Below are 12,420 nucleotides of genomic sequence, written 5' to 3'. Positions count from 1 at the left end.
CGTTCGAGTCATCCTCCGGAATCACTGCCTCGCCCCACGGCACGGAACAGCTCGCTGCGTTCCTTCGGCGTCAAGGGCATCCATCGCCCCTTCGCCAAACCCGCGATGGTGATATGCATGATGCGGACACGATGGAGATCGGTGACCCGAAAGCCGAGTGCGCGGCACATCCTTCTGATCTGCCGGTTGCGTCCCTCGGTCAGAATGATCCGAAACCGCCTGGGTCCCAACCGTTCCAGCCGGCAGGGCTTCGTGCGGCTGCCGAGAATCACCACGCCCGACGCCATGCCGTCCAGAAAGCTGCGGTCGAATGGGTGATCAACGGTCACCTCGTATTCGCGCTCATGTCCGTGCTCCGTTCGGAGAATGGCATTGACGATGTCGCCGTCGTTGGTCAAGAGAATCAGACCGGACGAGTCCTTGTCCAAACGCCCGATCGGAAAGACGCGTTCCGGATGTCCGATCTCCGCGATGATATTCCTCGTTACATGGGATTCACTCGTCGTGGTGACTCCCACAGGCTTGTGGTACTTGATATAGATCGATTCCTGTCCCCATGGGATGACTTGGCCGTCCCGCGCGATGACGTCGCCGAAGCAAACGCGGTCCCCCAGCTTCGCCACCTTCTGATTGATGGTCACGTGCCCTGTCTCGATCAGGCGATCGGCTTCACGGCGTGAGCAGATCCCGTGGTGGGTAAAAAACTTGTTGATGCGGATCGTGTTGGTCACAAGACGGCGCGGGAGAAGACAGTTATGAGTTGTGAGTTATGAGTTCTAAATTCTGGATTATGGATTCGGTAGGTGAACCGGAAACTCACAACTCAAAACCTAGAACTCGGAACTATCCCCTGTCAGTGGACGCGCCGGCCGGCCCTGATGCGTCCCAGCATGCGATAGATCAGTCGGGCGACGCAAAACTGAGGAGCCACGAAGCCTTCGATCGGCGCGATTTCGCTGATGTCCATCCCGAGAATCCCGGGGCCGTTGGCCAAGGCCGTCACCAGATTGAGCGTATCGTACCAACCCAGCCCGCCCGGCTCAGGTGTTCCGAGAGCCGGCACCAACGAGGCGTCCAGTCCATCGCAGTCAAACGTCAAATAGACCGGGCCGGTGCAGGCTTTCACGATGTCTGGAATCCATCGCAATGCTTTCCCTTCGTAGGGGCCCGATGGATCGAGCAACGAAGCGGCAAAAAACGTCGCGATCGACTTGGCGTGCCTGATCCGTTCGATCTCTTCGGGGCAGATCGAGCGGATACCGACTTGGACCAAGGGCAGACCGTCGTCGACGACGCGCGCCATGACGCTGGCATGGCTGTACAGATTCCCTTGATAGGCGTTGCGGAGATCCCCGTGTGCGTCAATTTGCACGACGCAGAGGTGAGGATACTTTTTCGCATGCGCCCTGATCGCTCCCAGCGCGCCGGTATGCTCGCCTGTCAGGGTGATGAGGAACCGCCCTGTTCCAACGTGCGGACGCACAAATGCCTCGATCGCATCAACCGCCGCTTGGTCGACCCTGCCGGCCAGATCCAACGATTGTGTGGTGGCGATGCCGCCCCATTCCCGGTACGGCTCGCACCGGAGCACTTCATCGTAAAATTCGACCTGACGGGATGCTTCGATGATGGCGGAAGGTCCTTTGTCGGATCCGGGGATATAGCTTGAGGTATGCTCGTAGGGAGCAGGCAGAATGTAGATACCGGCCTGGTCCGGATGACACCAGGGCTCTTCAAGTCCGAGGAAATTGCGATCGCAGTCCTCCCAGCCGGCGGGAAGTGTCATGAATGTGCGCTCACAGGGCGGGAGTCGACCCGCGTCGATTCCATGTGATGATCCTCGCCGAGGGTCAGCGACGGGATCGTTTCGGAAGATTTTCCAGCGGGATAAAGACCGCCAGTGCGACGACGGTGGTCCATTTTCCCGGCTTGCCGATGGCCGACTGCGTGATATTCAAGGTTCTCACGATCTTGCCGCCCATCTTGAAGACCTGCTCGCGTTCCTTCCAGGCGATGTTCGGATCGAACTCCACGCCCAGTGTCGTCGCCAACATTTGCGCCGCCAGATCCTCGGTATATTCTCCGGTCTCTTCGTCGGTTTCTCCGTGAGCATGATGTTCGGAAAGGTACCCGTAGGTGCGCCGATCGGTGGGAATGGCCAAGCCGATCGAAGCCGAGACCAACCGGTTCCGCTCGTTGGTCTCTGACCGCGCCATGACGCAATGGGTGATCTCACCGGGATTGAGGAGTTTTTCGCCGCGTTTTCTGGGAATGATTTTGCAGTTCGGAGGAAGAATCGAGGACACGCTGACAAGATTGCAATAGGCCACGCCGGCGCTCCGCAACGCTTGCTCGAAGGAAGCCAGCTTCTCTCGATGGACGCCGACTCCTCTCGTGAGAAACATGTGCGTAGGTACCATCGTCTCATCCCCTTTGCTTCGGCCGCCCTCTCGCGGACCCGTCCTCGCCCACCGGCAAGCCTCGCGCCGCACGAACCGGCGCACAGGGCCGCTGTTGTATCAAGAATGTGGCCTGTTCGCAATATCCAGGAGGCCTTCTCGACCCAGAATCCGGCTCAGGATACTCTCAGATTCAAGACCAGCAGACGCGGTTCGGTCATCTCCTCGATCGTGGAAGCGACGCCTTCGCGGCCCAAGCCGGAATCCTTCACACCGCCGTAGGGCATGTGCTCCGCCCGGAACGTGGGAATCTCGTTCGCCAATACCGCTCCCACTTTCAGCCGTCGGAAGGCCTGAAAGACCCGATCCACGTTCTGGGTGAAGACACCCGCCTGCAGCCCATAGTCCGACCGGTTCAGGGCGTCGACGGCTTCTTCAAATTCCCGGTAGGGCGTCACCGTGACGACCGGCCCGAAGACTTCCTGACAGGACACCTTCATGGCGGCCGTGACGTTACCCAAGACGGTGGCTTCGACGACGGAGCCGAGCCGCTTCCCCCCGAGAAGTACGCGGGCTCCTTGCGACACGGCCTCGGTAATCCACGCCTCGACGCGGTTCGCAGCGCCTTGATCGATCAAAGGGCCGACGACCGTCCCGCTGTCGCCGGGGTCTCCGGCCTTCAAACGCGCCACTTGCAGCAGCAGCTTGGTCGTAAAGAGATCGGCAATGGAGTGATGAACAAAAATCCGCTGGACCGAGATGCAGGTTTGGCCGGCATACGAAAACCCTCCGGCGGCGCAACGTTGAGTCGCCAATTCCAGATCGGCGTCAGGCTCGATGATCACACCCGCGTTGCCACCGAGTTCCAGCACGACCTTTTTCTTCCCGCAAAGAGCCTTCAGTTTCCAGCCGACCGCGGCGCTGCCGGTAAAGCTGAGCAGCTTGAACCGCTCATCCGTCACGAGTTGCTCCGCCACGGTGTTGTCGCAAGGCAGGATGTTCAGGCCGCCGGGGGGCACCCCCGCCTCCATCGCCACCTCTCCCAGCAAGAGCGCGGTGAGCGGGGTCTGGGGAGCCGGTTTGATCAGGATGGAGTTGCCGGCAGCCAATGCCGGAGCCACCTTGTGGGCCACCAGATTGAGCGGAAAATTGAACGGCGTAATGCCGAGCACGGGTCCGATGGGAACGCGTCGAAGAATGCCGAGGTGCGAGTCGGTCCCCGGCGTCCAGTCGAGAGGAATCACGTCCCCCGGGATCCTCCTCGCCTCTTCCGCCGCCACCGTGAAAGTCTGCACGGCTCGACTGACTTCGCGCTTGGCGTCGGTGATCGGCTTGCCCGCCTCGCCGGTCATCAGCTGGGCGAATTCATCCCGCCGGTCATAGAGGGCTCCGGCGATCTTCTGTAACAGGTGATACCGGGCGTGCGAGGGAAGCGCCTCCATCTGCCGGGCGGCTTCACTAGTCGACTGAGCCGCGTCAGCCGCATCGGCGAGACTGGCCTGCGCCGCCTCCGCCAACACTTTTCCCGTAAAGGGATCGTGCACAGGGAGGACCGTCTTGCCCTGTCGCCAATTGCCGCCGATAAGAAATGGACGTGGTCCCTGCAACGAGACGCTCCACAGATGGAAGGGAACGTGCGCAGATGCTGTGTTCGCGCGCAGCCGTCGCCTCAGCTCCCCACGACATCCGCCGACTAGATCGCAGACTCGATCGAGGAGGTGGAAGCCGCTTCGGCCGTCGCGGCGGGGGCCGCCGCTGCAGCCTGCTCTCCGGCGACCGCCTTGCCGATCAGATCTTCCGTGCCCCAATCACGAATCGCTTCGAGAGAAAAGGCTTCGTAGGTCGAGACGCCGTGGCAGGACGGACAATCCGGCATCGGGACCTTGCGGTAAAACACCTCCGACAGGCAGGACATGCAAACCCAGAACGGAGGCTCGCTATCGCGGTGAGGAACGGACCAGAACGATTGTGTGATCGACATAGGTTATCCTTCTTTACGTGTGTCTCGCCGGTTGAGCCCTCATGGTCTTACGACGGCGGCGTCTTGCTGAGCATGCGATCGATCTCCTCCGCGAAGGCTTCGAACGGAAAAGCGCCGGGAATGGCGACGGCCGGATCTTTTTCCGTCGGACCGGCGGCGGTGTACATCAGGATGAACCCTGGAGTCCCGTGGAATCCCCAGCGGTTTGCCTCCTGGCGGTCCTGGAAAATCGACTCCAAATGGCGCCGTTCGTCAAAACACTGTCCGAACGTAGCCGGATCCAGCCCGATCGCTTTGGCAAATCCCTTCATAGCGCCGGATTCCAATCGCCCGCCTTCCGTGAACAAACGATCATGCATCGCCCAATACCGCCCCTGGGCGCCGGCACAGCGCGCCGCCACAGCCGCGTCGACGCCGACGCCGCGATCGGCGCGCGGATAATCCCGATACACAAATTTCACTTTTCCGGTATCGATGTACTTGGCTTGCAGCCTCGGCAACGTCTCGCGGAAGAACTTGAGGCAGTAGCCACAGGTAAAGTCGGAATACTCGACCAGCGTAATCGGGGCATCCGCCCGCCCCCTGATCCGTCCGTCATCAGTGATCGTCCCGGCCTCGATTCCCGCCGCCCACGCAACGGCAAGGCCCATCAGCAAGAACATCACGATTCTTCGAACCGGCGGCAGCATCATGTCCCGCAGGTCGCCCGTTTGAGTTTCATTCGTTCCAGCAAACCGACCATCAGCAACGGCCAGACGACCGTGGCGTCGCTCAAGACCTCGGCGAAACGCCCGCCTTCCTCAGGGGAGACGAACTTGCCCCACGAGATGCCCTCCTGATAGGTGCACCCGCTCAGGCCTCCCCAGTAATCCGGCTCCGGACAGATTCGCACTCCATAGTGAAAGCGAGGAGGCTTGACGTTGAGTCCCAGTCGCATGTTGCTGATTTCGATATACGGTCCCACTTGCTGAGACCAGTTGCGAGGCACTCCTCCGCCGATCGTAAAAATTCCCAGGCGCTTGGCCGAAGTGATGTGCGTCGTGTAGCTGTTGAGATCCTGATAGGGATTGAAGGACGGGCAGGACTTGTTGATCGTCCGGAGAATATCCAGATCGCTCCCACCTTTGGTTTGAGCACGCGCCTGATCCACCATGCGGCCCATCGCCCAGGTTCCGACATCCAGGCCCATTTCGGAATCGGTAAAGGCGGGAATATAGACCGGAACCTTCTTGAGATAGGCGCTCTTCAGAATGCCGGATCCGTCAAATTCCTCCGCCAGCGTCCGGCCGAGCTCACGGGTCAGCAATTCCGACGACAACGGCTGGTTCGGATCGATCCGCTTCATCGTCTGGCCGACCACATGCTCGACATAGTTCAGATTCGATTCCATCTCGAGCGTGTCGTAAACCCGGTTGTATCCTTTGCGGAACAGCTCCTCGTCGCTCATCGACGGATGATGGCGATAATGTGTTTTCCCGACCGACTCGCTGAGCCCGTGGGCGATCAAGGCCCCGGTCGAGACGACGCACTGCACCATCCCGTGGTCGATCATGGTGCTGATGATCTTGCCCATCTTCGCAATGGTCATGGCACCGGACAGGGTCATCACGACGGAGCAGTCCGGATCGTCGATCATCGCCGACAAGACTTCGTAGGCTTCGCCCAGCCGGCGCCCCCCGAAGGCGGTCTTGCGCATCGCGGTCAACAGGTCGTCGAATGAGGTGATGGCTTCGGGATCGAGAGGCTCCAGCGCTTCAAGTCCATCCTTCGCCCCGTCTCGAAATTCTCTAGCGCCCATAATGGTAAGCGTCGTCCCGTACCGGATGTGGAAGCAGAGGGAAGCGCATCCGTTATACACAACCGACGCCGGAGGCGTCAATTGAAGGTCGGTTGCTCACGAGCCGCGACCACCCTCGGAAGAGGATGACAGGTCCGCACGCTGCGGGAAACTTCGCTCGACTACTTTTGCAATGGTGCTCGGCATCCGGCTTCTCGGCCAATCCTCTAAATGGACCTGGGCACACCAGGCCGCCGCAATCGCCTGCTTCACTTCCTGCGGCGACGCGTCGATTCTGCCGAGAAATTCGCCATGGAGCCGGTCGCCACGATAGTCCGGCCTTCTCCGAGGTTCCTTCAGGTACCGTGCAATGAGGTCGGCCCGCATGTCGCAAAGGACGGTGCCGTGAAAGAGGAGTCCCTTCCGATTCCTCCGCTGCGCATTCCCGGAAATCTTGAGTCCGGCGACGCCCAGATCGCTGATGCCGTGGAACGCGATCGCCGGCTCCCAACGTTGGAGCGCATCGGCTATGCGCTGCAAGACAAATCGATTGGTGGAACGAATGTCTCTCAAATCGGGATGAAAGGACAGGGGAAGCACGAAGGCGTAGGAAAGACATCCGGGTCCCTGTAAGACGGTCCCGCCGCCGCTCGCCCGCCGCAGTATAGGTATGCCGTCCTGTTCACAGGCGGTGAGATTTATGTCCTCTGCAAGAATCGAGGCACGGCCCAGCACGGCAAAGTGCCGATCGCTTTCCCAAAAGCGCAGCACAGGGTGGCCGCCGTGCTCCTCCATCTCATCCAGTAAGACTTCGTCGAGGGCGAGATTCTCAACCGGAGAAGGCAGGGTTACATCGAGCAGACGAACCGGGCGCGCGACACGATCGCCTACCCCCCGGTACTTGAGCGGTTTTTCCTTGGAACGGTTGGCGTCCAACGTCATCTCGCTCAGACTGCAGCCTGCTTCCTTCCCTTGCCGGCACCAACAGCAGGCGCCTCTGACCGACCGTAGTCCTGAAGGTTGCGCGGAATGACGCCCTCAGAGAGCGTCGGATACGTGCCCAGGAGTGCCTTTATCCCGATTCTCGTGAAGCGCGTGTCTCTGTTGGCAATAAGCGCGCGAATCTGGTGCTTCACGCGACCTTTCGCTTCGCGGAAGACTTCATTTGCAAGATCCCACACCTCTGAGTGTTCTGCCGTCCCCTTATGCGCTTCTGCATAGAGCGCGGTGGCCGCAATCACGGCAAGGTCTTCTCCAATGCTTTCGATGCGATTCTGGCGTCCTTGGTCGTCTCGTAGTGTCCGCCGATGCCATGCCACGGAGTACAGCATCGCGCGCGCGAGGCGCCGGCTCGCGCGTTCCACAAACCGCAGCTTCGGGCGGACTTCGGGATGCCGGAATTCGGGCCAAGAGGGCAGCCGTCTCGACATCCATTGCTTCAAATACCAGGGTATGTAGAAACCCACGAGGCGTCCAAACTCCAGGAGCCGCCGCCAGCTTGTCACGTCCTCCTCGAGGTAATTCCGAGCGCGCTCGAGATGCGCATTGAGGCCCTCGCGCGCCACAAAGGGGCGTAGGATGTCTGTCGCGCCTTCCCCGAGCCGGTACATCTCGGCATCGCGAACGAGTTGTTCGATGCCGAATGCCGGTTCTCCGCGAATCCGCTTGGAATCAGCCGTTTCGTATCCCATCCCTCCGAAAATGATCTGAGCATCTTTCAGAAACCGGATCGTGTGCTCCGAACAGAATATTTTCGTGATCGCCGATTCAATTCGAACGTCGTAGTCGTGCTGGTCAGCCATTCGCCACGCAGAGAAGGCGAGCGCCTCCATCGCAAAGAGGTCGGCGGCCATACGACCCAGCCTCATGCGCTGTGTCTGCCGCTCGCCGAGCGGTTTCTGAAAAGTCCACCGGGTATTGGCCCTATCAAGCGTCGGCTGCCACGCCTGTTTGGCCATGCCCAGGCAAATGGCGGGGATGCTGATCGCCCGACCGACATTGAGAATCGTGAGGGCATATTTCAATCCACGGCCGACTTCACCGATGACGTTCGCCGCCGGTATGCGGACATCCGTGAAGGTCATGTGGGCATTTTCAATGCCTCTGCACCCTTCGAACTGGCACCGTTGGCGCACTTTCACTCCCGGAAGATCCATCTCGAGGATGAATGCGGTGTGAACCCGCTCGTCCGCATCTTGACCTTCAGGGACGGGAACCCACACGGTTCGCCCGTCACGCAATTCCTTCCTGGCCGGCACCCGTGCGATCAACGTCAAATACTGCGCAATCGTTCCGTTCGTGCACCACAGCTTCTCCCCGTTCACGACAAACTCCGTGCCAGTGGAATCCAGCACTGCCTCGGTCTTGATATGGGCGGCATCGGACCCGGTGACGGGTTCGGTTAGCGCGAAGGCCGAAATGGCTTCCCGAGCGACAATCGGCAGATATTTCCGCTTTTGCTCTTCACTCCCGAAAAGCAGGATTGGCATAGCAATGCCGATTGACTGCGGCACGGCGACGGTCAAGGCCAGAATGTTGCTCCAACTCGCTATGAGCATGAGGGCCCGGCCGTAGTTCGTATACGAGAATCCGAGTCCTCCATATTCCTTGGGCAGCTTCATGCCGAATGCGCCGAGCGCAAACAATCCCTTCAGCACGGAATCAGGGATCTTGGCGGTCCGTTCGATCTCATCGGGATCGACCTGCGTCGTGAGGAATGTCTGCAGCTGGGGGCGATAGCTCTCCCAGGCTTCCTGCTGCTCCTGTGATTCCTCAGGAGGAAGCAGCAGTGAGAAATCCGGCCTCCCGACGAAAAGCCCCGCCATGAAACTGTTGCCCGACAACCGATCTCGAGCTTCTTCGATTCGTTCAAGGCCTGTAAACAGCGATCCCATGGTTGCTCCGATTCAGGGTGCAGGCTGCTCCAATGGAGAACGACTCAGAATCTCCTCAAATCGCGCCGTGAAGTGGCGCAGCACCGGCGCTTCATAGGTCAAGCGGAGACCGCGAATCTTCTCGCGACGCTGGAACAGCTCAATGATCGACTCCGCGACGTAGGTGACCTGCATGTTCGTATAGACTCTGCGTGGGATAGCCAGCCTCACCATCTCGAGTTCAGGGTGAATGGTCCGCCCGGTCGCCTGATCCTTCTTGCCGAACATCACCGTGCCGATTTCCACACCTCGAATCCCGTACTCCCGATAGAGAGCGGTGGCCAGGGATTGGGCGGGGAACTGTGCCCGCGGAATGTGCGGCAGAAATTCCTTGGCATTCAGATACACGGCATGTCCCCCGATCGGTTTGAGAATGGGTACACCGGCCTGATCCAGCAATTCTCCAAGATACCGTACCTGGCCGACCCGAAAGGCGAGATAGTCTTCGTCCAATACTTCTCGGAGTCCTCTCGCCATCGCCTCGAGATCGCGACCGGCCAATCCGCCATAGGTGGGAAAGCCTTCGACCAGGATGAGCATATTGGTAATATCCTGCGCCCACCGATCGTCATTCAGGCCCAGAAATCCCCCTATGTTCACGAGGCCGTCCTTCTTGGCTGACATTGTACAGCCGTCTCCGTACCGGAAAAGCTCCTGTGCGATGTCGAGAATCGACTTGCCGGAGAACCCCGGCTCCCGTTCCTTGATGAAGAAGCAATTCTCGGCGAAACGGCAGGCATCAAAGAACAGCGGGATGCCGTAGCGGTCCACCAGCGCACGGGTCTGCCGGATGTTGTCCATCGAGACAGGTTGCCCGCCTCCGCTGTTGTTTGTGATCGTGAGCATGACGAGCGGAATGCGCTCCGGGCCGATCCGATTGATCGCCTCTTCCAGCCGAATCACGTCCATATTGCCTTTGAACGGCGATTCGCAATGCGGGTCGTAGGCTTCTTTGATCACGACGTCGAGAGCCTGGGCGCCTTGATGCTCAACGTTGGCTCGTGTGGTATCGAAATGAATATTGTTCGGGACGCACATGCCCGGCTTCACCACCGTGGAGAACAGCAGATTTTCAGCCATGCGCCCTTGATGAGTGGGAATCACATGCTTGTACCCGAAGATGGCGCGGACGGTTTGCTCGAAGTGGTAATAGTTCCTGCTTCCGGCATAGGACTCGTCCCCCAACATCAGGCCCGCCCACTGATGGTCGCTCATGGCGGATGTCCCGCTGTCGGTCAGCAGATCGACATACACACTCTCGGCTGGAACCTGGAACAGGTTGTACCCCGCATTGCGCAGCAGACGATCCCGCTCCTCGCGCGTCGTGCGCCGAATCGGTTCCACGACTTTGATCTTGAACGGCTCGGAGGGGAACTTCATACGATTGACCTCTCAAATCGGGACAATTCTCCCCGAAATGCCTGCGCGCCTCCATATTCGAAAACATACCGAGTCATATCGAAGAGCGGTGCAGGGTCGAGATCGCGCAGCAGGTCCGGCTTCCACGTAATCTCCAACTGATTGATCATCGTGATAGGGGTCGGAGGCCCGACCACGCCGAGCTGCACTTGGCCGTAGGACTGAGAGAAAATGAGGATCTCCCCGTCGAACATAGCCGCGTTGAGATCGCTCGCGGCCCCCTGGCTCCCATAATCCTCTTCGAATCGCTGAAATGCGGGCGCACGTTCGAGTTCTTCGCGAAACGCGAAGAAAATGTCGATGCCGGCCCGTTGCTGGTCGTCCATGACCTGAACGGCGTCGCGCACCACCGACTCCTGCCGCATTTGCTCGCGTGTCAGAACCAACAGTCGGCGGATGCGCACTCCCCGCTTGGCCGCCTCTTGGTTGGCCAGCAGATAGTTCGGATAGAGGGCTTCGCCTTTCTTCCAGATGTTCCAGCGTTCCATGATCGCATCGATGGACCGTTCGGCCGTCTGAACAAGTCGGACGGCCTCGGCGTTTGCTTCCGCCCCTTCATACGTGAGCGTTTGCATTTCAAGCTGACGGAGCTCCCGCCCGATCGCCTCCACCTTGCGCGGAATGTATTTGGGAGTCTTGGGAACATGAAGCATGACGTCGACGGCAGTCAGCGCCAGGGTCCAATATTCTTTGGCTGTGGACGGAGCCTTGTCCTTCTGCGCGATCAACAGGAGTTCGACCGGGTTCTTGTCGAGGAGTTTGGCGATCTTGATGCAGAGCTCAGGCTTGGGAATCTTGAGACCGCGTCGGATCAAATTGGCTTCAGGCTGGGCGATACCCAGCTTTTTCGCCACCGCATAGTCGCTGCTGAGACCGAACCGCTCCTTCATGGCTTCGAGATACTTCGAGACTTCCGACATGCATCACTCCTCTCACGGATCGGTCTAAGCCTGAGCGGTCCCGGAAACGATCATGCCGCGTGAAAGCGGGCTTCCCGCGGTTCACGGTCAGGAGATCCCCCGTGTGTCAATCCGATCCAAAACCCCTCGAGGTATCCGAGGACGGCGTTGACCCCTGACCGGAAATCGTCCCTTTCCTGATCGGACATACTGGTGTTGTTCGCGCCTTCAATGGCTTCCACCGCATGCGCCATCGCCTCCTCGTGGGAGAGTTCGAGTTCTCGATGAAAGGTGAAATACGTGAGGTCCATGTGGGGATGTCGAGTAGATTTCACATAGGCGAGCCCTGGAATGAGATGATCCCACATCGTAATGGCCATGTTCTCCAGGCCGAAGGATGCGCCCAAAGCCTTGGCGTGATTGCCGTCGCTGTACAACTGTTCCATCCCGTCGATGTAACAGCGGGTCGAAGGCAGCATGGGGCGCGACATGGCTTCCTGCACATCGATACCAATGGACCGCAAAAAGTTCCGATACAGCAGCTCGTGGCGATATTGAGTCTGTCCATTGCCCAATTCGGAGTACAGAACCTTGGTCAGCTCCTCGGCAACCTTCTCGTCCGCCGTGTTGACAAGCTGGGACATCAAGATCCGAGGAAAGAACCGAGCAAAGTTGTAGAACTCGATTGCAAAATCTTTCAGATCGGCGACGGTGAGATGGCCCGATTGAAAACGATCGAGATACGGATTGTTGATCGCCCTGTGTTTCAGCACGATTCCTCTCATTTCTTGATAGAACGTCATCGGTCACCTCCAGACGGCAAAAGGACGGGACACGACATGACGCTTGAGATGATGCCCACACCACATGATATACTTTCTTAATCACCAGATCAACTGCCACAAGATATCCTAACTCATGGATATAATGTTCTATATGTTTATACATCCCAATAGAGCAGCATCACGAATGAATTTTATTTCTACCTTTTAATATAATATTTCTATCATTC

General features: G+C 58.9%; 12 protein-coding genes. All 12 read right to left on the bottom strand.

Annotated features, from left to right (window positions below; genetic code table 11):
* Positions 1-8: 8 nt before the first annotated feature.
* The 12 genes from P0111_03250 to P0111_03195 all read right to left on the bottom strand — a co-directional run bounded on the left by P0111_03250 (position 9) and on the right by P0111_03195 (position 12,211).
* Positions 9-731, bottom strand: coding sequence for a pseudouridine synthase (locus P0111_03250; protein MDF0643021.1), 723 nt, complete (start codon positions 729-731; stop codon positions 9-11).
* A 122-nt stretch (positions 732-853) separates the two neighbouring features.
* Positions 854-1,786: an agmatinase gene (gene speB / locus P0111_03245; protein ID MDF0643020.1), complete on the bottom strand. Its 933-nt coding sequence runs from the start codon at positions 1,784-1,786 to the stop codon at positions 854-856.
* A gap of 64 nt (positions 1,787-1,850) precedes the next feature.
* Positions 1,851-2,420 carry an arginine decarboxylase, pyruvoyl-dependent gene (locus P0111_03240; GenBank protein ID MDF0643019.1) on the bottom strand — a complete coding sequence of 190 codons (570 nt, stop codon included), beginning with the start codon at positions 2,418-2,420 and terminating at the stop codon, positions 1,851-1,853.
* A gap of 155 nt (positions 2,421-2,575) precedes the next feature.
* Positions 2,576-4,006, bottom strand: a complete 1,431-nt coding sequence (locus P0111_03235) for an aldehyde dehydrogenase family protein (protein MDF0643018.1) — start codon at positions 4,004-4,006, stop codon at positions 2,576-2,578.
* Positions 4,007-4,092: 86 nt separating this feature from the next.
* On the bottom strand, positions 4,093-4,380 hold the full coding sequence (locus P0111_03230) for a hypothetical protein (GenBank protein MDF0643017.1): 288 nt from the start codon (positions 4,378-4,380) through the stop codon (positions 4,093-4,095).
* Positions 4,381-4,427: 47 nt separating this feature from the next.
* Positions 4,428-5,072, bottom strand: a complete 645-nt coding sequence (locus P0111_03225; GenBank protein MDF0643016.1) for a thioredoxin domain-containing protein — start codon at positions 5,070-5,072, stop codon at positions 4,428-4,430.
* Positions 5,069-6,178 (bottom strand): deoxyhypusine synthase family protein, encoded by a 1,110-nt coding sequence (locus tag P0111_03220; GenBank protein ID MDF0643015.1) that lies wholly within the window; start codon positions 6,176-6,178, stop codon positions 5,069-5,071. The genes P0111_03225 and P0111_03220 overlap by 4 nt, the downstream gene beginning before the upstream one ends.
* A gap of 96 nt (positions 6,179-6,274) precedes the next feature.
* On the bottom strand, positions 6,275-7,099 hold the full coding sequence (locus P0111_03215; protein MDF0643014.1) for a lipoate--protein ligase family protein: 825 nt from the start codon (positions 7,097-7,099) through the stop codon (positions 6,275-6,277).
* A 5-nt stretch (positions 7,100-7,104) separates the two neighbouring features.
* The gene (locus tag P0111_03210; protein MDF0643013.1) at positions 7,105-9,051 is read right to left on the bottom strand and encodes an acyl-CoA dehydrogenase family protein; all 1,947 of its coding nucleotides are present in this window, start codon (positions 9,049-9,051) and stop codon (positions 7,105-7,107) included.
* A 12-nt stretch (positions 9,052-9,063) separates the two neighbouring features.
* Positions 9,064-10,470 carry a tryptophanase gene (locus P0111_03205; protein ID MDF0643012.1) on the bottom strand — a complete coding sequence of 469 codons (1,407 nt, stop codon included), beginning with the start codon at positions 10,468-10,470 and terminating at the stop codon, positions 9,064-9,066.
* Entirely contained in the window at positions 10,467-11,429 is a 963-nt protein-coding gene (locus P0111_03200) for a helix-turn-helix domain-containing protein (GenBank protein MDF0643011.1), read from the bottom strand. The genes P0111_03205 and P0111_03200 overlap by 4 nt, the downstream gene beginning before the upstream one ends.
* 50 nt (positions 11,430-11,479) lie before the next feature.
* Positions 11,480-12,211 (bottom strand): iron-containing redox enzyme family protein, encoded by a 732-nt coding sequence (locus P0111_03195; protein MDF0643010.1) that lies wholly within the window; start codon positions 12,209-12,211, stop codon positions 11,480-11,482.
* Positions 12,212-12,420: the final 209 nt, after the last annotated feature.

The sequence above is a fragment of the Nitrospira sp. genome (genome assembly GCA_029194535.1).
Classification (GTDB): Bacteria; Nitrospirota; Nitrospiria; order Nitrospirales; family Nitrospiraceae; genus Nitrospira_C.
Note: the sequence above shows the minus strand (reverse complement) of the source record. Positions and strands in the feature narration are given on the sequence as shown.

What these genes read in the sequence shown, in the direction of transcription:
- P0111_03240 (MDF0643019.1), bottom strand. Translation starts at nt 2,420, where the DNA reads ATGGTACCTACGCACATGTTTCTCACGAGAGGAGTCGGCGTCCATCGA.
- P0111_03210 (MDF0643013.1), bottom strand. Translation starts at nt 9,051, where the DNA reads ATGGGATCGCTGTTTACAGGCCTTGAACGAATCGAAGAAGCTCGAGAT.
- P0111_03230 (MDF0643017.1), bottom strand. Translation starts at nt 4,380, where the DNA reads ATGTCGATCACACAATCGTTCTGGTCCGTTCCTCACCGCGATAGCGAG.
- P0111_03225 (MDF0643016.1), bottom strand. Translation starts at nt 5,072, where the DNA reads ATGATGCTGCCGCCGGTTCGAAGAATCGTGATGTTCTTGCTGATGGGC.
- P0111_03195 (MDF0643010.1), bottom strand. Translation starts at nt 12,211, where the DNA reads ATGACGTTCTATCAAGAAATGAGAGGAATCGTGCTGAAACACAGGGCG.
- P0111_03215 (MDF0643014.1), bottom strand. Translation starts at nt 7,099, where the DNA reads ATGACGTTGGACGCCAACCGTTCCAAGGAAAAACCGCTCAAGTACCGG.
- P0111_03220 (MDF0643015.1), bottom strand. Translation starts at nt 6,178, where the DNA reads ATGGGCGCTAGAGAATTTCGAGACGGGGCGAAGGATGGACTTGAAGCG.
- P0111_03205 (MDF0643012.1), bottom strand. Translation starts at nt 10,470, where the DNA reads ATGAAGTTCCCCTCCGAGCCGTTCAAGATCAAAGTCGTGGAACCGATT.
- P0111_03200 (MDF0643011.1), bottom strand. Translation starts at nt 11,429, where the DNA reads ATGTCGGAAGTCTCGAAGTATCTCGAAGCCATGAAGGAGCGGTTCGGT.
- speB (MDF0643020.1), bottom strand. Translation starts at nt 1,786, where the DNA reads ATGACACTTCCCGCCGGCTGGGAGGACTGCGATCGCAATTTCCTCGGA.